23 protein-coding genes are annotated in these 17677 nt (G+C 63.8%); 15 read left to right on the forward strand and 8 right to left on the reverse strand.

The window, feature by feature from the left end; genetic code table 11:
• Positions 1–106: 106 nt before the first annotated feature.
• From KBT70_RS11160 to KBT70_RS11170, 3 genes are all read right to left on the reverse strand, one after another.
• On the reverse strand, positions 107–670 hold the full coding sequence (locus KBT70_RS11160) for a GNAT family N-acetyltransferase (protein WP_296632978.1): 564 nt from the start codon (positions 668–670) through the stop codon (positions 107–109).
• A gap of 75 nt (positions 671–745) precedes the next feature.
• Positions 746–2251 (reverse strand): signal recognition particle protein, encoded by a 1506-nt coding sequence (gene ffh / locus KBT70_RS11165; protein ID WP_296632981.1) that lies wholly within the window; start codon positions 2249–2251, stop codon positions 746–748.
• 156 nt (positions 2252–2407) lie between these two features.
• Complete coding sequence (locus KBT70_RS11170) at positions 2408–2971, reverse strand: hypothetical protein (RefSeq protein ID WP_296632983.1); 564 nt, start codon at positions 2969–2971, stop codon at positions 2408–2410.
• Positions 2972–3076: 105 nt separating this feature from the next.
• Here KBT70_RS11170 and KBT70_RS11175 point away from each other — a divergent pair, with 105 nt between their 5' ends.
• Together KBT70_RS11175 and KBT70_RS11180 are read left to right on the forward strand one after the other, a co-directional pair.
• Positions 3077–3958, forward strand: coding sequence for a LysR family transcriptional regulator (locus KBT70_RS11175; protein WP_296633046.1), 882 nt, complete (start codon positions 3077–3079; stop codon positions 3956–3958).
• Complete coding sequence (locus tag KBT70_RS11180; protein ID WP_296633049.1) at positions 3955–4860, forward strand: DMT family transporter; 906 nt, start codon at positions 3955–3957, stop codon at positions 4858–4860. Before KBT70_RS11175 ends, KBT70_RS11180 begins: the two co-directional genes overlap by 4 nt.
• Here KBT70_RS11180 and KBT70_RS11185 read toward each other — a convergent pair.
• Positions 4839–5810 carry a glycosyltransferase family 61 protein gene (locus KBT70_RS11185; protein ID WP_296632989.1) on the reverse strand — a complete coding sequence of 324 codons (972 nt, stop codon included), beginning with the start codon at positions 5808–5810 and terminating at the stop codon, positions 4839–4841. The genes KBT70_RS11180 and KBT70_RS11185 overlap by 22 nt on opposite strands.
• On the reverse strand, positions 5800–6135 hold the full coding sequence (locus KBT70_RS11190; RefSeq protein ID WP_296632994.1) for a metalloregulator ArsR/SmtB family transcription factor: 336 nt from the start codon (positions 6133–6135) through the stop codon (positions 5800–5802). Before KBT70_RS11190 ends, KBT70_RS11185 begins: the two co-directional genes overlap by 11 nt.
• A 325-nt stretch (positions 6136–6460) precedes the next feature.
• Between KBT70_RS11190 and KBT70_RS11195 the strand changes: the two genes are divergently transcribed.
• The 12 genes from KBT70_RS11195 to KBT70_RS11250 all read left to right on the forward strand — a co-directional run bounded on the left by KBT70_RS11195 (position 6461) and on the right by KBT70_RS11250 (position 14584).
• Entirely contained in the window at positions 6461–6802 is a 342-nt protein-coding gene (locus KBT70_RS11195; protein WP_296632999.1) for an AtpZ/AtpI family protein, read from the forward strand.
• On the forward strand, positions 6792–7574 hold the full coding sequence (locus KBT70_RS11200; protein WP_296633004.1) for a F0F1 ATP synthase subunit A: 783 nt from the start codon (positions 6792–6794) through the stop codon (positions 7572–7574). The genes KBT70_RS11195 and KBT70_RS11200 overlap by 11 nt, the downstream gene beginning before the upstream one ends.
• Before the next feature lie 99 nt (positions 7575–7673).
• On the forward strand, positions 7674–7910 hold the full coding sequence (locus KBT70_RS11205; protein WP_008279665.1) for a F0F1 ATP synthase subunit C: 237 nt from the start codon (positions 7674–7676) through the stop codon (positions 7908–7910).
• Positions 7911–7994: 84 nt separating this feature from the next.
• The gene (locus KBT70_RS11210) at positions 7995–8528 is read left to right on the forward strand and encodes a F0F1 ATP synthase subunit B' (protein ID WP_296633010.1); all 534 of its coding nucleotides are present in this window, start codon (positions 7995–7997) and stop codon (positions 8526–8528) included.
• A gap of 5 nt (positions 8529–8533) precedes the next feature.
• Positions 8534–9094 carry a F0F1 ATP synthase subunit B gene (locus KBT70_RS11215; RefSeq protein ID WP_296633013.1) on the forward strand — a complete coding sequence of 187 codons (561 nt, stop codon included), beginning with the start codon at positions 8534–8536 and terminating at the stop codon, positions 9092–9094.
• A 349-nt stretch (positions 9095–9443) separates the two neighbouring features.
• A complete protein-coding gene (gene sdhC / locus KBT70_RS11220; RefSeq protein ID WP_296633016.1) occupies positions 9444–9827 on the forward strand; it encodes a succinate dehydrogenase, cytochrome b556 subunit in 384 nt (127 codons plus the stop codon).
• A 10-nt stretch (positions 9828–9837) separates the two neighbouring features.
• On the forward strand, positions 9838–10209 hold the full coding sequence (gene sdhD, locus KBT70_RS11225; RefSeq protein WP_008279660.1) for a succinate dehydrogenase, hydrophobic membrane anchor protein: 372 nt from the start codon (positions 9838–9840) through the stop codon (positions 10207–10209).
• Between the two features lie 11 nt (positions 10210–10220).
• A complete protein-coding gene (gene sdhA / locus KBT70_RS11230) occupies positions 10221–12023 on the forward strand; it encodes a succinate dehydrogenase flavoprotein subunit (protein WP_296633022.1) in 1803 nt (600 codons plus the stop codon).
• 429 nt (positions 12024–12452) lie between these two features.
• Positions 12453–12776, forward strand: coding sequence for a succinate dehydrogenase (locus KBT70_RS11235; protein WP_296633028.1), 324 nt, complete (start codon positions 12453–12455; stop codon positions 12774–12776).
• Positions 12777–12790: 14 nt separating this feature from the next.
• Positions 12791–13570, forward strand: a complete 780-nt coding sequence (locus KBT70_RS11240) for a succinate dehydrogenase iron-sulfur subunit (protein WP_296633030.1) — start codon at positions 12791–12793, stop codon at positions 13568–13570.
• 5 nt (positions 13571–13575) lie between these two features.
• A complete protein-coding gene (locus tag KBT70_RS11245) occupies positions 13576–14289 on the forward strand; it encodes a divalent cation transporter (RefSeq protein WP_296633033.1) in 714 nt (237 codons plus the stop codon).
• Between the two features lie 118 nt (positions 14290–14407).
• Positions 14408–14584: a hypothetical protein gene (locus KBT70_RS11250; protein ID WP_296633038.1), complete on the forward strand. Its 177-nt coding sequence runs from the start codon at positions 14408–14410 to the stop codon at positions 14582–14584.
• A 51-nt stretch (positions 14585–14635) separates the two neighbouring features.
• Here the strand turns inward: KBT70_RS11250 and KBT70_RS11255 are convergent, their stop codons facing one another.
• The 3 genes from KBT70_RS11255 to KBT70_RS11265 all read right to left on the reverse strand — a co-directional run bounded on the left by KBT70_RS11255 (position 14636) and on the right by KBT70_RS11265 (position 17295).
• Positions 14636–14983: a DUF2794 domain-containing protein gene (locus tag KBT70_RS11255; protein WP_296633052.1), complete on the reverse strand. Its 348-nt coding sequence runs from the start codon at positions 14981–14983 to the stop codon at positions 14636–14638.
• Between the two features lie 53 nt (positions 14984–15036).
• Entirely contained in the window at positions 15037–16683 is a 1647-nt protein-coding gene (locus KBT70_RS11260; RefSeq protein ID WP_296633055.1) for a DNA polymerase Y family protein, read from the reverse strand.
• Positions 16684–17028: 345 nt separating this feature from the next.
• A complete protein-coding gene (locus KBT70_RS11265; RefSeq protein ID WP_296633041.1) occupies positions 17029–17295 on the reverse strand; it encodes an I78 family peptidase inhibitor in 267 nt (88 codons plus the stop codon).
• A gap of 130 nt (positions 17296–17425) precedes the next feature.
• Here KBT70_RS11265 and KBT70_RS11270 point away from each other — a divergent pair.
• Positions 17426–17677: alcohol dehydrogenase catalytic domain-containing protein (locus KBT70_RS11270; protein ID WP_296633044.1), on the forward strand; the 252-nt coding region annotated here is incomplete at its 3' end.

A 17677-nucleotide genomic window follows, 5' to 3' on the forward strand; every position in this document is an offset into this window, starting at 1 on the left:
CGCGCGCCAGCATAAAAGGCCGCGAGCGCGTCAAGATCATCCTCGCAAATCGCGCGCAGGACAAGATCACCGCTTTTGACCTCGGGGATATGCACGGTGAAGGTGGTCATGCGTAGGCCTCGACCGAGCCGTCGTCGTCACGGCCAAAGGCGGCATCGGGGCCGGGGTGGCGATAGAGCAGGTCGCGTCCCATGTGGATATTGTCATATTCCCGCTCGAACCATGCGCCCAGACGTTCTGCAAGTGCGACCGAGCGTGTATTGCCCGGCACGATGTTCGAAGTGAGGGTCGTGAACCCGAGGTCTTCATAGGCATATTGGCGGGCGCGCGCCGCGGCCTCATAGGCGATGCCACGCCCCTCGAACCCGGCATAGAGCGCCCAGCCCAATTCCGGCTCGGGCCAGCCCTCGGGATTCCAGATACCGGCGATGCCTGCGGTCTCGCCGGTGTCCTTCATCTCGATGGTGAAATAGCCATAGCCGTGGATATGCCAGTGCCCGACATTGAGGGTAAACCACCGCCACGCCTCGCCTCGGTTGGGCGAAGATCCAAACCCTTCGGACCGGTCCCGGTCGAGAAGAAAGGCGATCGTCGGCTCGATATCCCGCGCCTCTGGCCCACGCAGGATCAGGCGCGGGGTTTCGAGCGTGGGGGCTTGGGTAAAGCTCATGGACATAGGCCCTCCCCGCGCGTTTGCCCGCGCGCATTGGACTTTGAGTATTTGGAGAACGATGAAAGCACGGCGCTATTTCTTCTTGCCAAAGCCAGAGAGACCGGGGGGCAGGCCCATGCCGCCGCCAAGCCCCGGCAGCTTGCCCGCCAGACCGCCGGGCAGCTTGCCGCCCAGGGCCTTGGCCGCCTCTTCCATCGCCTGCGGGTCGTTCATGTCAGGCATGCCGCCCTTGCCGAACATGCCTTTCATGGCCTGTTTCAGCATGCCGCCTTTGCCCATCTTGCCCATTTTCTTCATCATGTCCGCCATCTGGCGGTGCATCTTGAGCAGTTTGTTGAGGTCGGACACATCCATGCCCGACCCTGCAGCGATCCGCTTTTTGCGGCTGGCCTGAAGCAGCGCGGGATTGGCGCGCTCTTTCTTGGTCATCGACTGGATCATGGCGATCTGACGGGTCAGCATCTTGTCGTCGAACCCGGCATCCTCGACCTGCTTGGCCATCTTGCCCATGCCGGGCATCATGCCCATCAGCCCCTGCATGCCGCCCATTTTTTGCATCTGTTCCAGCTGGCCCTTGAGGTCGTTCATGTTGAACTGACCCTTGGCCATGCGGCGCATCATCTTTTCGGCTTCGGCCGCCTCGATGGTTTCCTGCGCCTTTTCCACCAGCGCCACGATATCGCCCATGCCGAGGATACGGCCCGCGATACGCTCTGGCTCAAAGGTCTCGAGCGCGTCCATCTTTTCGCCAAGGCCGACAAAGCGAATGGGCTTGCCGGTGATCGCGCGCATCGAGAGGGCGGCACCGCCGCGCCCGTCGCCATCCATCCGGGTCAGAACCACGCCGGTCACGCCGATCTTGGCGTCAAACTCTGTGGCGACGTTGACAGCGTCCTGACCGGTCAGGCCATCGACCACCAGCAGCGTCTCGCGCGGTTGGGCCACATCGCGCACCGCCGCCGCCTGCGCGATCAGTTCCGCGTCGATGTGCAAGCGCCCTGCGGTGTCGAGCATGTAGACGTCATAGCCGCCAAGCGCCGCTTGCGTCTTGGCGCGTTTGGCGATCTGCACCGGGTCTTCGCCCTTGACGATGGGCAGGGTATCGACGCCGATCTGTTTGCCCAAGATCGCAAGCTGTTCCATCGCCGCCGGGCGGTTGGTGTCGAGCGAGGCCATGAGCACGCGCTTGCCCTCACGGTCCTTGAGCCGCTTGGCGAGCTTGGCGGTGGTGGTGGTTTTCCCCGAGCCTTGCAGACCGACCATGAGGATCGGCGCAGGCGGATTGTCGATCTTGAGCGCGCCGGGGTCGCCCGCGCCGCGCAATGTCTCGACCAATGCGTCATGCACGATCTTGACGACCTGTTGGCCGGGGGTCACGGATTTCGTTACCGCCTGACCGGTGGCGCGGCTCTCAACCGTCTTGATGAAATCGCGCGCGACGGGCAGCGAGACGTCGGCCTCCAAGAGGGCCACGCGCACTTCGCGCAGGGCGGTTTTCACATCCTCTTCGGACAGTGACCCCTGTTTCGTCAGCCGGTCAAAGACACCGGAGAGGCGTTCGGATAGATTTTCAAACATCGCTCAGGCTCCTTTGCCGGTTGCTGCCATGTCACCCCCAACATAGGGGCAACGGTTCAAACGATAAACGCCCCCGTGGGCGCAACGCGCTGACGGGGGGCGATCCCGACACAGGGCCGGGACCGGAAGCATCGGCCTCCGGGAATTGGGGGGCGTTTAACGCGGGGGTAGCGCGGAGTCAAGCGTGGGGTCGGGACCGCGCAGATCGCTGAGCCATTGGTTGATCGCGCGCACCGCCTCGGCCGAAGAGCGGCTGCTGTCATAAATCTCGGTGATCGGGTGCAAGTGCGGGGTGCCGCCCGCCCCGTCGCGCAGGACAAGCGCGGGGCGATGCACGGGGCGGCGCACACGCGACGGATCGCTGCTGGTATCGCCGCCCGACAGCGTGCTCTCGCCCGTGGCGCGGATCAGATCCGAGAGGTCAAAGACAGTCTCGCGGTGACGAAAGATGGTGCGCGAGCGCAGGGTGACGCGGCCCGCGCGCGCATCGAGGATAAGTTGCAACCGCTCGACAAAAATGCCGACGCCCGCAAGCCCCATACCGCCCCCCACCAGCAGGAACACGAGCCCCCCCAGCAGCGACTGCGACAGAACCAAGAGCCCGATCGCCGCTGACATGAGGGTAAAGAGGCTGAGCATGATCGCGATGAACCATGGCATCTCTTCGAGGATCAACAGATCCGGGCTGCTCTGCGTGACTTTCATCGGCGTTCGGCTCAAGGCGAGGATTTCGCCATGCTACGCGCATTGCGGGTGATTGCAACCGCCGCGCCGCCGCATCATAGTTGCGCGGCATTGAGGCGGCCGGGCGGGGTGATCGGGATGATGGAGAATTGGGACGAGGTGCGAACCGCCTATAACGTGGCGCGGATCGGCACCGTGAGTGGCGCAGCAGAGGTGCTGGGCGTGCATCATGCCACCGTCATCCGCCATATTGACGCGCTCGAAGAGCGACTGGGCGTCAAGCTCTTTCAGCGGCATGCGCGCGGCTATACGCCCACCGAGGCGGGCGAAGACCTGCTCCGGGTGGCGCAGGCGACGGATGATCAGTTCAACCAGTTGGCCGGGCGCATCAAGGGGCAGGGCAATGACGTGTCGGGCGAATTGGTCGTGACCTCGATTGGCGGGCTCAGCCATCTGCTCGTCCCGGTGCTGGCCGCGTTTCAAGAGGCGTATCCGGCGCTGATGGTGCGCTATCTGACCGGGGACCGCCTGTTTCGGCTGGAATATGGCGAGGCGCATGTGGCGATCCGGGCAGGCTCTGTGCCCGATCAGCCCGACAATGTGGTGCAACCCTTCTTTCAGCAGCAATTCACCCTCTATGCGAGCGACAGCTATGTGGCGCGCCACGGCCTGCCCAAAGGTCCCGAAGATCTGGCAAAACATCGGTTCATCGGGGCCGATGACCCCAAGACGCGCGCGCCGTTCCTGCGCTGGCTGCAAGAGAATGTGCCGGGCGAGGCCATCGTGTTTCGCTCGGGCGATGTGCATGCGCAGCGCAATGCGATCCTCGCCGGGGCCGGGATCGGGTTCACTTCGGTCCTGCAGGCCGCCGAGATGCCGGGGCTTATCCAGGTGATGCCGCCCCGTCCCGAATGGGCCGCACCCCTCTGGCTGGTCACGCATATGGACCTGCACCGCACCACCAAGGTGCAGGCGTTCCTGAGCCATCTCAAAGAGCGCGCGGCGGCGTGGCCAGTGGCGTGACACCAGCACTCAAGGGGCATCTCGCGATGCTCTGTTTTTCCGGACTGGTGGCGGGGTCCTTCGCGCTGGGCTCGATGGCGGCGCAGCATATTGCGCCCGCCGCGCTCAACGCGCCGCGGTTCCTGCTGGCTGCCGTGATCCTTGGCAGCGGGGCGATGCTGGGCCGGGGCATCCCGCGCGCCACTTGGGCGGCCCCCTGGCGCTACCTGCTCTTGGGCGGGGCCATGGGCCTTTATTTTGTGATGATGTTCGAGGGGCTCAAGACCGCAGCACCGGTATCGGCGGCGGCGGTCTTTACCCTCACCCCGATCATGGCGGGGATTGCGGGCTATGTGCTCTTGCGCCAGATCACGACGCCGCGCATGGCACTGGCGCTGGGCGTCGGGGCGATGGGCGCGCTCTGGGTGATCTTTCGCGCCGATGTCTCGGCCTTGATGGCGTTCGAGGTCGGGCGCGGCGAGGCGATCTATTTCTTTGGCTGCGCGGCCCATGCGATCTATACGCCGCTGGTGCGCCGCCTCAACCGGGGCGAACGGCCCGTGGTGTTTTCGTTTGGCACCATGCTGGGCGCGGCGTTTCTGATCACGGCGGCAGGTTGGGGCGATATCCGGGCGACCGATTGGGCGGGGCTGCCTGCGATTGTCTGGATCACGATCCTATACACAGCTGTCTTTGCCACGGCGATGACCTTTGTCTGCCTGCAATATGCCAGCCTAAACCTGCCCAGTGCCAAGGTGATGGCCTATACCTACCTCACCCCCACATGGGTCACGCTCTGGCAGGCGGCGCTGGGGCATCCGCTTCCGCCGGTGGTCGTTTTGATGGGGGTGGGGCTGACCGTGGTGGCGCTGGTGCTGCTTCTCAAGGACGAAAGCCAGCCTCAGATAAAACCGGCCGCCTGAAGATCGGCGCGCAGGCCCAGCATCTGCGGTGGTCGTGGACCATCCTCTGCGGTGGGCGCGTAATCCGACAGGGCGGCAAAACTCGTGAGATCCACATCGGAAAAGCCGGTGATCTGCTGCGCGATGGCGTCGAACACATCCTGCCTCGTGCGGCGCTGAATGAGACCGACCTTGGCACCGGGGGAGAATACGAAGGCGGCCAGATGAAAGGCTGATCCATCAGGGCCGAGAATGACCTTGGCGGCGCGGTAGGCGGCGATTTGCTCGGGGATTGTCAATCGCTCCGGGTGGATCACCTGATAGCCCGCCTTGGTGGTCCAGCGTTCGAGCAGGCGTTCATGCGGCACCTGCTTTATCGGGTCCTTGAGACGCCGCCGCGAGATATAGATGCGCTCTGGCCCTTCCGGCACCGGTCCGGCACAGAGATGTCGGCGCATATAGGCGCGGGCCTCGGGGGTGCCATGGCTCCAGTGCAGATGACCGAACCCTTGAGAGGGCAGAACCAGCTCATCCACACGTGTCGGATGCTCGATCAGGTGTATAGGCAGGTTCTGGCCCAACTGCGCCATCAGAGGGCCAAGGCGGCGGCGCAGAACGGCAGCAATGTCGCGGCCCGGTCTGGAAAAAAGGGCGATGCCATCGACGGGCGTTGCAACATGATCCAAGGCCCAGAGGCGCGGCGTGCTCTCAAGCAGGAAATGCCCGAAATGATAGCGCCCCATCCCGGCAAAGAGCCAGCGACCGTGCAGATGGGCCGGGGGCGCATCCGGCGGGGTCGGGTCAGGCGTAAAGCGGGCGTCGGAATAATAGGTGCGCGCCGCCGCAAGGGCGTTGCCATCCGGCCCAAGCACCCCACAGGTCATGCCGGTCTCGGCCTGCGGCGGCACCAGGATCGCATCCGCCACCATATCAATCCGCGCGTCTGGCAGGGGGCAGGCGTCAGCCCTCATCCGGCAATTCCGTCTTGAGAAACCGCTCGAACGCATCAAGGTTGACCGCCTCGAACTGGCCAAAGCTCTGCATCCAGATCGACGCATCGCGCAGCGCGTCCGGCTCGAGCTTGCACCAGGTCACGCGCCCGCGGCGTTCCTGCGTGATCAGCCCGGCGCGGCCCAGAATGACCAGATGCTTGGAAATCGCGGCAAGGCTCATCTCGAACGGTTCGGCCACATCCGTCACCGCCATGTCATCCTCAAGCAGCATCGACAGGATCGCGCGCCGGGTGGGATCGGCGAGGGCGGCAAAAACCATGTCGAGGGCGGGCGCATTGTGCATGCCCTTCATAAGCCCAAGCGCGCGGTCGGCGTCAACGGCTGATCCATGCCGGGTTTGCTGAGACCGGGCCGCTTGCGGCGTGTCCTTGCCTGTCCCGCAGCGGCCTTGGGCGTGGTCGTTCAGCAAAACTCAACCAAACGGTTGAATATACCAAACCGCCGCCAATCGGCCTCGGGGCGGTTGCGGCAGAATGGCCGCCCTGCTTCTTCTTGGTAAAAATACTCAATAAAACAACAGTTTATCCCAATTCCCCGGTCGCCCTTGGGGTGCTTGACTCAGGCGCGCGCAGGCCCTAGCACATGCGCAACATCCTGAGGGGGCCCACGTGACCGATCCCGAGCAGCGCGCGCAACTGGCAGAGCTGGAAGCGAAGATCGCAAAGCTCAAGGCAAAGGACGCGCCCAAGCCCCATCAGGACGAGCATTATTCTCAGGCCCAGATGGCCTGGCGGATGGTGATCGAGCTGGTGGCCGGTCTTTTGATCGGTTTCGGCATGGGATACGGGCTGGATTTCCTCTTGGGGACGATGCCGGTGTTCCTTGTCATCTTCACGTTGCTGGGGGTGGCCGCAGGCGTCAAGACGATGATGCGCAGCGCCGCCGAAATCCAGCAGAGCATGGACAAGCCCGCGCAAGGCGGGGATGAGAGGGCAAAGAATGGCGACTGAAGCGCACGGTGCCGGGGAACCCGGTCTGGTTTTCCACCCGATGGATCAGTTCATGGTCAAGCCGCTCTTTGGCGAGGGCGCAGTTGGTGTGTTCACGCTGACCAACGTCACGCTGTGGATGGCGCTGACGGTGCTGGCGATCTTCGCGCTTCTGGTTCTTGGCACCTCGCGCCGGGCCACGATCCCCACGCGAACGCAATCTGTGGCCGAACTGCTCTATGATTTCGTCCGCAAGATGGTCGAGGATGTGGCGGGCAAGGATGCGCTGGTGTTCTTCCCCTATATCATGACGCTCTTTCTGTTCATTCTCTTCGCCAACTTCCTCGGCCTTCTGCCGATGGCCTTTACCACCACGAGCCATATCGCGGTGACGGCTGTGATGGCGATGATGGTGTTCCTGACCGTGACCATCGTCGGCTTTGTCAAGCATGGCGCGGGTTTTCTGGGCCTCTTCTGGGTCAGTTCCGCGCCGCTCGCGCTGCGCCCGGTGCTGGCGCTGATCGAGGTGATTTCCTACTTCGTGCGCCCCGTCAGCCACTCGATCCGTCTTGCCGGTAACATGATGGCCGGTCACGCCGTGGTCAAAGTGTTCGCGGCCTTCGCACCGATGATCCTGATTTCGACCGGGATCGGCCTTGTGGTGACGCCGCTCTCGATCCTCGCCATCTCGACCATCTATGCGCTCGAGGTGCTGGTGGCCTTCATTCAGGCCTATGTCTTTACCATCCTGACCTGTGTCTATCTCAAGGATGCGCTGCATCCGAGCCACTAAGGGGTGACGGCGGGCGCGTCCCGCCTACCAAACGACGGCGGGTTCGCCCGCCCCACGACCAACCGATCAATGCCAATTCCAACGTAAGGAGACATCACTATGGAAGGCGATATCGTTCAAATGGGTGCATATATCGGCGCTGGCCTGGCCTGCATGGGCATGGGCGGGGCTGCGATGGGTGTGGGCAATGTTGCCGGCAACTTCCTCGCTGGCGCGCTGCGTAACCCGTCGGCTGCTGCTGGCCAGACCGCGACGCTGTTCATCGGCATCGCCTTTGCAGAAGCACTGGGGATCTTCTCGTTCCTCGTCGCCCTTCTGCTGATGTTCGCTGTCTAAGTCTCTCGGGTAGCTGATCCTTACGGCTGGGGGGTGGCGCGACGCCACCCCTCGGTGACACGGAACTTTCCCTAGGAGGACGACATGGCAAGCGAAACGCATGACGCCGCTGGTCAAGCCGCATCCACGCCGGGCCTGCCCCAGCTGGATCTTTCGACCTTTGGCAACCAGATTTTCTGGCTCCTCGTCACGCTGGTCGTGATTTACTTTGTCCTGTCGCGCATCGCGCTGCCGCGTATTGCGGCGGTGATGGCAGAGCGGCAGGGAGCGATTACCAACGATCTTGCTGCGGCCGAAGACCTCAAAGCCAAGGCGGTTCAGGCGGAACAGGCCTATCTCAAGGCGCTGGCCGATGCCCGCACCGAGGCGCAGACCATCGTGGGTCAGGCCAAGGCCGAGATCAAGGCAGAGCTGGACGCCGCCACCGCCAAGGCGGATGCCGAGATTGCCGCCCGTGCGGCAGAAGGCGAAAAGAAGATTGCCGAAATCCGCGCCAATGCCATCGACAGCGTCAAGGAAGTGGCCCTTGCCGCCGCCGCCGAGATTGTTGCCGTGATGGGTGGCAAGGCCGACGCGAAAACCGTCGGGGCCGCTGTTGCCGACCGGATGAAGGGATAACCGCCATGCAAAAGACGCTTCTGACCATGGTTGCCGCCCTTTTTGCCAGCCCCGCGCTGGCGGCTTCGGGGCCGTTCTTCTCGCTGAGTAACACGAATTTCGTGGTTCTGCTCGCCTTCTTGCTCTTTGTCGGCTTCCTGATTTACGTCAAGGTTCCGGCGCTCTTGGGCAAGAAACTCGACGAGCGCGCTGCCAATATCAAGGCCGAACTCGACGAAGCGCGCGCCCTGCGCGAAGAGGCACAGACCCTGCTTGCCAGCTATGAGCGCAAGCAAAAGGATGTGCAGGCGCAGGCCGACCGTATCGTGGCGCAGGCCAAGGAAGAGGCCAACGCCGCCGCCGAAGAGGCCAAGGACGAGATCAAGGCGTCGATTGCCCGCCGTATGCAGGCCGCCGAAGAGCAGATCGCGAGCGCCGAGGCGCGCGCCATCCGCGACGTGCGCGATCAGGCCGTTGTGGTGGCTGTCGCCGCGGCGCGCGATGTGATCGCCAAGCAGATGACCGCCGCCGATGGCAACGCGTTGATCGACGCCGCCATCGCAGATGTCGAAGCCAAGCTGCACTGAGCCGCGGCATCGCAGAGCATTGGCCCGGATCGGAAACGGTCCGGGCTTTTTCTTGCGCACTTCCGATTTGTGATCACAAAATCGACCAGAGACTCGGGGACTATCCGAGTTTTCGGGCGGTCGTGGATAGAGACTCAGGCAAACCTCACCGGAAAACCTGATTCCCATTGGCGTTATTTGTGATCACACGATTATTTTCGTGATCACAAACGTAATATTTTTGCGGCCAATTGACCCAAAACCGGGGTTTTGACGCGCGGGACAGGTGACATGCCTGAGAAAAAGTATAACAAGAAACCCAGCAAAAGACGGCTGTCGCGCCGCCCGCCATCTGCAAAGGAGTTGCTCCATGGCTGAAACCAAACCGGTTGAACGCCCGCTTTCGCCGCACCTGCAAATTTACCGCCCGCAACTGACCTCGATCACCTCGATCCTGACCCGGATCACCGGCAATGCGCTGATCGTGGCGGCGCTTTTGATCGTGTGGTGGCTCTTGGCGGCTTCCACCTCTGACGCCTATTTCGCGCTGGCCGATGCGGTTGTCACCTCTTGGTTCGGCGATCTGGTCCTGTCGCTCTCGGTCTGGGCGGTGTGGTATCACTACCTTGCCGGGCTGCGGCACCTCTATTTCGACGCGGGCAAGGGCATGGACATTCCCACCGCCGAGAAACTTGGTTGGGGCTGCATCATCGGGTCGGTCGTTCTGACCGTCATCACCCTGCTTTTGGTCTGAGGAGAGCATCATGCGATATCTGACCGCACGCAAACGCGCCGAAGGCAAGGGCGCGGCTGGCACCGGGACCGAGCATTTCTGGTATATGAAACTGTCGGGCGTGGGCCTTGCGCTGATCATCCCGGTGTTTCTGGTGGCCTTTGGTCGCGCCTTGGGCGGCGACCGCGCCGAGGTGCTGGCCGCCTTTTCGCATCCGGCGATGGCCATTCTCACCGGCCTCGTGATCTTTTTCGGGCTGCGGCACTATGCCAGCGGCGCGCAGACGATGATCGAGGATTACAGCCACGGCAGCACGCGCCGGGGCCTGATTATTGCCGTGACCGTTCTAAGTTACGGGCTGATCGCCACCGGGCTTTTCGCCCTCGCCAAGATCGCGCTGTGAGGAAGTAACAAATGGCTGCTTATGAATACGAGACGCATGATTATGACGTCGTGGTTGTGGGCGCGGGCGGCGCGGGCCTGCGCGCGACGCTCGGCATGGCCGAACAGGGCCTGCGCACGGCCTGTGTGACCAAGGTTTTCCCGACCCGCTCGCACACTGTTGCCGCGCAGGGCGGCATTGCCGCAAGCCTTGGCAATATGGGCCCCGATAGCTGGCAGTGGCATATGTATGACACGGTCAAAGGGTCCGATTGGCTGGGCGATACTGACGCGATGGAATACCTCGCGCGCGAGGCGCCCAAGGCGGTCTATGAGCTCGAGCATTACGGCGTGCCGTTTTCCCGCACCGAAGAGGGCAAGATCTATCAACGTCCCTTCGGGGGCCATACAACGGAATTCGGCGAAGGCCCGCCGGTGCAGCGCACCTGCGCCGCCGCCGACCGCACCGGCCATGCCATTCTGCACACGCTCTATGGTCAGAGCCTCAAGCAGAAGGCGGAATTCTACATCGAGTATTTCGCCATTGATCTGATCATGACCGATGGCGCCTGCACCGGCGTGGTCTGCTGGAAACTCGACGATGGCACCATCCACGTCTTTAACGCCAAGATGGTCGTGTTGGCCACCGGCGGCTATGGCCGCGCCTATTTCAGCGCCACCTCTGCCCATACCTGCACCGGCGACGGCGGCGGGATGGTGGCGCGCGCCGGTCTGCCGCTGCAAGACATGGAATTCGTGCAATTCCACCCCACCGGCATTTTCGGCGCGGGCTGCCTGATCACCGAGGGCGCGCGCGGCGAGGGGGGATACCTCACCAATTCCGAGGGCGAGCGTTTCATGGAGCGTTATGCGCCCAACTACAAGGATCTCGCCCCCCGCGACTATGTCAGCCGCTGCATGACCATGGAAATCCGCGAAGGGCGCGGCGTGGGGGCGGATGGCGATCACATCCACCTCAACCTCAGCCACCTGCCGCCCGAGGCGCTGCATCTGCGCCTGCCGGGCATTTCCGAGAGCGCGCGCATCTTTGCCGGGGTCGACGTGACCAAGGAACCCATCCCGGTTCTGCCCACCGTGCATTACAACATGGGCGGCGTGCCCACGAACTATTGGGGCGAGGTGGTCAATCCCACCAAAGACAATCCCCATGCTGTCGTCCCCGGTCTGATGGCCGTGGGCGAGGCGGGCTGTGCAAGCGTGCATGGAGCCAACCGGCTTGGTTCCAACTCGCTCATCGACCTTGTGGTCTTTGGCCGCGCCGCCGCCATTCGCGCGGGCAAGGTGGTCGACCCCGACACCGCCGTGCCCGCCACCAACAAGGCCGAGGTGGACAAGGCGCTCGCGCGTTTCGACGGGCTGCGCCATGCCACCGGCACCGTGCCCACCGCCGAATTGCGGCTCGAGATGCAGCGCACAATGCAGGCCGATGCCGCCGTGTTCCGCACCTCGAAAACGCTGGCTGAAGGCGTGGACAAGATGAAGGCCGTCGCCGCCAAGATGGACGACATCAAGGTTACGGACCGGAGCCTCGTGTGGAACAGCGACTTGATGGAAACGCTGGAGCTGACCAATCTCATGCCCAACGCGCTCGCCACGATCTTTGGCGCAGAGGCACGGCACGAAAGCCGCGGCGCACATGCCCATGAGGATTTCAGCACCCGCGACGATGAAAACTGGCGCGTGCACACCATTGCACGGGTCGAAGGCAATACCGTCGATCTGAGCTATCGCCCGATCATCACCACGCCTCTGACCACCGAGGACAAGGGCGGCATCAGCCTCAAGAAGATCGCACCAAAGGAACGGACGTTCTAAGGGAGAGAAGCATGTCACAGCTTTCATGGTCTACAAGCCAAAGAGTTTCCGCAGCGCTTCTTGTGGCGTTTCTTTCGGTGCCTGCGTTTGCCAATCCGGGTCCGCGGATACCTGTGCAGGAACAGCGCAAGGCGATCCTTGATTGCCGCTACGAGATGGGCATTCGTGGACCTGCGCGCTTTGGCGCAACATGGTCGGAACTGCCGCCCGGTGGCAGCACAGTTAGCTGGATCGTCCCCGGATCGAACCTGAGCCCGGTGCAGGCGGATCGTATCAATGAATGTGCCGATCAAAGGCTGGGGCGGGCATCTACCCCGCGTTTCGCAACTCAGGCGCAGAGACAAAGCGTTCGCGTACGTGGTTCTTGCCCTTCACACGCCCCCGTCCTGTTTGGCGGGTCAACCTATTGTCTCAGAGGTAACTGACCCGATGATCCGCCCAGTGTTGGCTTTTACGGCAATCTTGGCTCTCAGCGCCTGTGACGCGACCAATCAGGTCGCCGACGGCATTGCGCGCGCGCAGGCCAAGAGCGTGGTCAACACGGTCGTGGCGCAGCGGTTTCCCGGTCTCAACGCCGCCCCGATCACCGATTGCGTGATTGATGCCGCCTCTGCGGGTGAGATCATTCAGATCGCAAGCGCGGGCGTCACTGGTGTCACGCCAGAGACCACGCAGCAGGTTATCCAGATCGCGCAGCGCCCCCAAGCGGTGCAATGTATTACCCAAAATAGCCTGACCCTTTTGGGCGGCTGACAAGGAGTAGCAAGATGGTTCAACTCACACTCCCCAAGAATTCGCGGATGACCACGGGCAAGACATGGCCCAAGCCCGAGGCTGCCAAGACCGTGCGCAAGTTCCAGATTTACCGCTGGAACCCGGATGATGGCAAAAACCCGCGCGTGGACACCTATTTCGTGGATATGGACACCTGCGGTCCGATGGTTCTGGACGCGCTGATCAAGATCAAGAACGAGATTGATCCCACGCTCACCTTCCGCCGCTCCTGCCGCGAGGGGATTTGCGGCTCTTGCGCGATGAATATCGACGGGATCAACACGCTGGCCTGCATCTACGGTATGGATGAAATCAAGGGCGATGTGAAAATCTACCCGTTGCCGCATATGCCCGTGGTCAAGGACCTGATCCCCGACCTCACCCATTTCTACGCCCAGCACGCCAGCATCATGCCCTGGCTGGAAACCAAGACCAACCGCCCGGCGAAAGAGTGGCGGCAGAGCATTGAGGACCGCGAGAAGCTCGACGGGCTCTATGAATGCGTGATGTGCGCGTCCTGCTCTACCTCTTGCCCGTCCTATTGGTGGAACGGCGACAAATACCTTGGACCGGCCGCACTCCTCCATGCCTATCGCTGGATCATCGACAGCCGCGATGAGGCGACCGGCGAGCGTCTGGATGATCTGGAAGACCCGTTCAAGCTCTACCGTTGCCACACCATCATGAACTGCACCAAGACCTGCCCCAAGGGTCTCAACCCGGCCAAGGCCATCGCTGAAATCAAAAAGATGATGGTCGAGCGGCACGTGTAAGCGGCGTGGACTTGGGCGGTTTCTGGTCCGCGATCCTACTGGCGCTCATGGCCGGATCGGCCATGCCGCTTGGGGCCGCACTCGCGCTGTCGGCGACCTGTCGCAAACTGCCGCGTGTCGCCACCCATGGCATCATGGCCTTTGGTGGTGGGGCGCTTCTTGCGGCGATTGCGATGGTTCTGGTGCCGCATGCGCGCGAAGACTTGTCGATGGGCGTTGCCCTTGCGGCCTTTGCCGGGGGCGGCGTGGTGTTCTTTGTGGTCGATCGCTGCCTTGCCGCCAGTGGCGCGCGCGGGGCCTCCCTTCTGGCGATGCTGCTCGATTTCCTCCCCGAGGCCATGGCCATCGGGGCCATGCTGACCGCGCAGACCAAGCAGGCCATTCTGCTTGCGGCCCTCATCTTCCTTCAGAACCTGCCCGAAGGCTTTGCCGCGTTCCGCGACGTCGTGAAAGGCCGCCGGATACATGGCGGGCGGATCGTTCTTTTCTTTGCCGGGCTGGCGCTGCTTGGTCCGGTCTGCGCCGCCCTTGGGTTCAGCTTTTTGACCGATATGCCCGACGTTCTTGGGTTTATCATGATGTTCGCGGCGGGCGGCATCCTCTACCTGATCTTTCAGGATATCGCGCCCGCCTCGCATGACGGGCGCACCTGGTTGCCGGCCCTCGGCGCGGTTCTGGGGTTCACGCTGGGTCTGGCGGGGGATCTCTGGATCGGATGACCGTGCGGGCGGGCCTCTTCGGGCCATGCGCCCTCTGCATGGCGAGGATGCAGGGATAGGGGTTTATGCTGCGCTGCAGCGTCTTATGTTAACTCCATAGAAATATGGAGAAAAAGCCATGGCTTATCCGATCAAGACCCCTGTTCCCCCGGCGCGGAATGCTGCGCCCGTGACACCCGATTGGGTGGCGGCCTATTACACGCCCGAGGCCCCTGCCAAACAATCCCCCGCCAATCACCCCCAAGCGCCCGGTCTGGATGCGCTTGAGCAGATGTATGCCTATTACGACGTCTGAGCGGCACGCGACATAGACCGGGGCGGGGCGCAAACCTGCCCCGGCGCTCTCTCACTCCACTGGGCGGATCAGCTTGCGTTCCAGCACCCGCAGCACGGTGCGCAGGTCATGGCCGCGCTTGAGCACCTGACCATCCATGCCGATCACCGCATATTGCCCCTGTTTGCCCTGCAATTTTGGCCGTTTTTCGATCCGGTAGAGCGGATGTTCGGCGGTGCGCCGAAAGACTGAAAAAACCGCCACCTCGCGCAGGCAGGAAATACCGTAATCCCGCCATTCCCCCGCCGCGACCATCCGCCCATAGAGTGACAGGATCACGCCCAGTTCGCTGCGTTGAAACGCCACTTGTGGGGCCGAGGACTGCGCGCCCGCAAGCGGGCCAAGGCTTTGCAAACTCATGCGTTCAGAGTTGCGCCAATCCAGCGTCAAATCAAGCGCTTTCCTGTGCATGCTCAGGCAAACCGCCCCTGACAGAACCACCCGCCCGAGATTTGCCCGCCATGGGCGCGAAAGAGCCAGAGCCGCTCGCCGCGCGTCGTCACCACCTGCCAGTAATCGCGCACCCCGCTGCGCCATTCCGGGTCCTCCAGCCACCATTCTGGCGCGATCCGCTCTGGCCCGATGGCCCCCACCACCTCATGCGCCCGCCCGCGCCAGCGAAAGGGCAGCGTGGCCTCCCCCGCTTCGGGCCGCATCACCGGCTCTGGCGGCCAGATCAGCAGCGGGCGGCGCGCCTCGGGCGCGGGCCAGGGGCCGCGGGTGGGTTCCGACCAGGCCGCCGCAAGGGTCAGCGCGGATTTCTCGGGAATATGGCTCTCGGCGGGATGGCGGCGGGTGATCGCCTCCAGCCCGATGCGCCCGCCCAACCGGGTGATCAGATCGGCCAGCGCCGTCTCTTGCGCCCCGGCCCCCCGCCCTTGGCCCAGACCGCTCTCGCCTTGCCGGGTTTCCATCCGCGCGGTCACAACCGCCTCAAGCCGCAGCATGTCGATGCCGAACCCGGCGTCGATCCCGTCAAGCTGCATCTCTAGGAGCGGGCGCATCGCCTCTGGCTGGTCCACCGCGCGCGCCAGCCGCACCTCGACTGATTGCAGCCCGCCATCGGCGCGATACACCTCCAGCCGCAGATGCCGCGCGCCCTGTGCCTTGCCCTGCAAGAGAGGGCACAGCCGTTCGGTCAGGCGGCAGAGCGCCGCTTCCATATCGCTCCGCAGCCCAATCGGCTCGGGCAGGCTCAGCCGCGTGGCAAACCGCGGGGCGGGGGCAGAGGGCGACATCGGTTCCGGCACATGGCCCAGCGCCTGATCCAGCCGCAACATCACCTCGGGGCCAAAGCGGCGGGCAAGGCTGGCGCGCGGTTGCGCCGCCAACTCGCCGATCCGCCGCAACCCCAGCCGTGCCAGATCCGCCACCAGCACCGGCGGCAGGCGCAGCGCCGCCACCGGCAGGGGGGCCAGCATCGCGGGCAGATGCCCCGGCGGCGCAATCTCGGCCGCCTCTGCCGTGACCGCGACCGCAGGCGCTGCGCCGCCCCGCTCCCAATGCCGCCGCTTGGCGGCGCGCGACCGCGTGGCGCGGGCCTCTTGGTCAATGGCATCGCCCGAACGCTGCGCCGCCACCCCTTGCCCGGCATAGCGCGCCAGTGCCCAGGCGCCGCCGACCGTATCGGCCAGCCCAGAGCGCAGGCTCAGCCCCAGATCCCCCGCCTCGGCGCGCAGCGTGGCGATCAACCCCGCCTCGCCGTCAAAGAGATGCGCGCAGCCGGTGACATCCAAGAGCAGGCCCGCCGTGCCCTCGACCCCCACCAAGGGCGAGAACCGCCCGGCCCAACGCCCCAGCGCCGCCAGAAACGCCGCCTCTGCGGCGCGGTTGCGCGGCCGGGTGATGAGATCGGGGCAGAGCGCCTGCGCCGTGCGCAGCGGTTGGCCGGGCCGCAGCCCCAGCGCCTCGGCGCGCCGCGACACAGAGGTCAGCACCTGATCCTGCGCCTCTGCACTGACCACGGCAAAGAGCCGCGCGTCCGGGTCCGTCACCCGCCGCAGCAGGCGCTCGGCCCCGAGCCGGGGAAACCAGATCGACAGGATGCGGCGGGTCGGCATGGCGGGCATTGTTCTCTATTTGTTCTGTATCAAATAGAGCGAGGGCTGGGCGGAGTCGAGTCAGCCTTGGTGTTTGTGCGCTGGGCCAAGGGCAAGATGAGGGAACGGAGAATTGACGCGGGCCCAAATCACCAAAGCGCGGAATCAAGGCACCGCAGGTGCCGCCGCGCAGCGCCCGACCGCCCCCTCGGGCGGGCGCTTTTGCAACGCACCACCTCATTTGCAACGCGGAAGACTTGGCAGGCATAAAGTGCCCATCACTTCTGTTGCAGCGCCCACCCGGCGGTCGGGCACCGCGCGGCTTTCCGCTTGGCGAGACCTGCCCTTACAGGCTCAATCGCCCCCTCAGCCACAAGCGATCCGCGTGATCACCCCGTCTGCGTCATGTTCGACATTCAGCCGGTCGGGGCGGTAATCCATCGTCACCATCGACCCCGGCGGCAGGATGCGCACCGCAGCGTGCCCGCTGAAATCCTGTGCTGCGACCGGCGTGCCGACCAGCGCCTGCATCTGCGCCGCACCGCAGGCGTTCTCTTCAGGGGGCGCGCCTTCCGGGCCGATACAGCCTGCCAGTGCCCCGATCATCAGGGCGGTGCCAAGGATTTTCTTCATGTGTTTGCCTCTCTTACCGGAGATTGCCGCAGAATCTGCCGCAGTCTGGTCTCTGCGTGACGCTCTCGATATTGAAACACCGCGCCGCATGACGCAAGACTGTGGCAAATTCTGAGGGAAAGGACAAATCATGCGCACACGTGCGGCGGTGGCTGTTGAGGCTGGCAAGCCGATGGAGATCATGGAGGTGAACCTCGAGGGTCCGAAGGCGGGCGAGGTTCTGGTGGAGATCAAGGCGACGGGCCTGTGCCACACGGATGATTTCACGCTCTCTGGGGCCGATCCCGAGGGGGCGTTTCCGGCCATTCTGGGGCATGAGGGCGCGGGCGTCGTGCTCGAGGTGGGCCCCGGTGTCACCAGCCTGCAACCGGGCGATCACGTC

The organism is Roseovarius sp. (assembly GCF_018066915.1).
In the GTDB taxonomy this organism is placed as follows: Bacteria; Pseudomonadota; Alphaproteobacteria; order Rhodobacterales; family Rhodobacteraceae; genus Roseovarius.

Coding starts and splice junctions, on each gene's coding strand:
- KBT70_RS11265 (WP_296633041.1), bottom strand. CDS start 17,295: ATGAAGAAAATCCTTGGCACCGCCCTGATGATCGGGGCACTGGCAGGC.
- KBT70_RS11240 (WP_296633030.1), top strand. CDS start 12,791: ATGGTTCAACTCACACTCCCCAAGAATTCGCGGATGACCACGGGCAAG.
- KBT70_RS11235 (WP_296633028.1), top strand. CDS start 12,453: ATGATCCGCCCAGTGTTGGCTTTTACGGCAATCTTGGCTCTCAGCGCC.
- KBT70_RS11260 (WP_296633055.1), bottom strand. CDS start 16,683: ATGCCGACCCGCCGCATCCTGTCGATCTGGTTTCCCCGGCTCGGGGCC.
- sdhA (WP_296633022.1), top strand. CDS start 10,221: ATGGCTGCTTATGAATACGAGACGCATGATTATGACGTCGTGGTTGTG.
- KBT70_RS11175 (WP_296633046.1), top strand. CDS start 3,077: ATGGAGAATTGGGACGAGGTGCGAACCGCCTATAACGTGGCGCGGATC.
- KBT70_RS11190 (WP_296632994.1), bottom strand. CDS start 6,135: ATGCACAATGCGCCCGCCCTCGACATGGTTTTTGCCGCCCTCGCCGAT.
- sdhC (WP_296633016.1), top strand. CDS start 9,444: ATGGCTGAAACCAAACCGGTTGAACGCCCGCTTTCGCCGCACCTGCAA.
- ffh (WP_296632981.1), bottom strand. CDS start 2,251: ATGTTTGAAAATCTATCCGAACGCCTCTCCGGTGTCTTTGACCGGCTG.
- KBT70_RS11200 (WP_296633004.1), top strand. CDS start 6,792: ATGGCGACTGAAGCGCACGGTGCCGGGGAACCCGGTCTGGTTTTCCAC.
- KBT70_RS11160 (WP_296632978.1), bottom strand. CDS start 670: ATGAGCTTTACCCAAGCCCCCACGCTCGAAACCCCGCGCCTGATCCTG.
- KBT70_RS11215 (WP_296633013.1), top strand. CDS start 8,534: ATGCAAAAGACGCTTCTGACCATGGTTGCCGCCCTTTTTGCCAGCCCC.
- KBT70_RS11205 (WP_008279665.1), top strand. CDS start 7,674: ATGGAAGGCGATATCGTTCAAATGGGTGCATATATCGGCGCTGGCCTG.
- KBT70_RS11250 (WP_296633038.1), top strand. CDS start 14,408: ATGGCTTATCCGATCAAGACCCCTGTTCCCCCGGCGCGGAATGCTGCG.
- KBT70_RS11210 (WP_296633010.1), top strand. CDS start 7,995: ATGGCAAGCGAAACGCATGACGCCGCTGGTCAAGCCGCATCCACGCCG.
- sdhD (WP_008279660.1), top strand. CDS start 9,838: ATGCGATATCTGACCGCACGCAAACGCGCCGAAGGCAAGGGCGCGGCT.
- KBT70_RS11255 (WP_296633052.1), bottom strand. CDS start 14,983: ATGAGTTTGCAAAGCCTTGGCCCGCTTGCGGGCGCGCAGTCCTCGGCC.
- KBT70_RS11185 (WP_296632989.1), bottom strand. CDS start 5,810: ATGAGGGCTGACGCCTGCCCCCTGCCAGACGCGCGGATTGATATGGTG.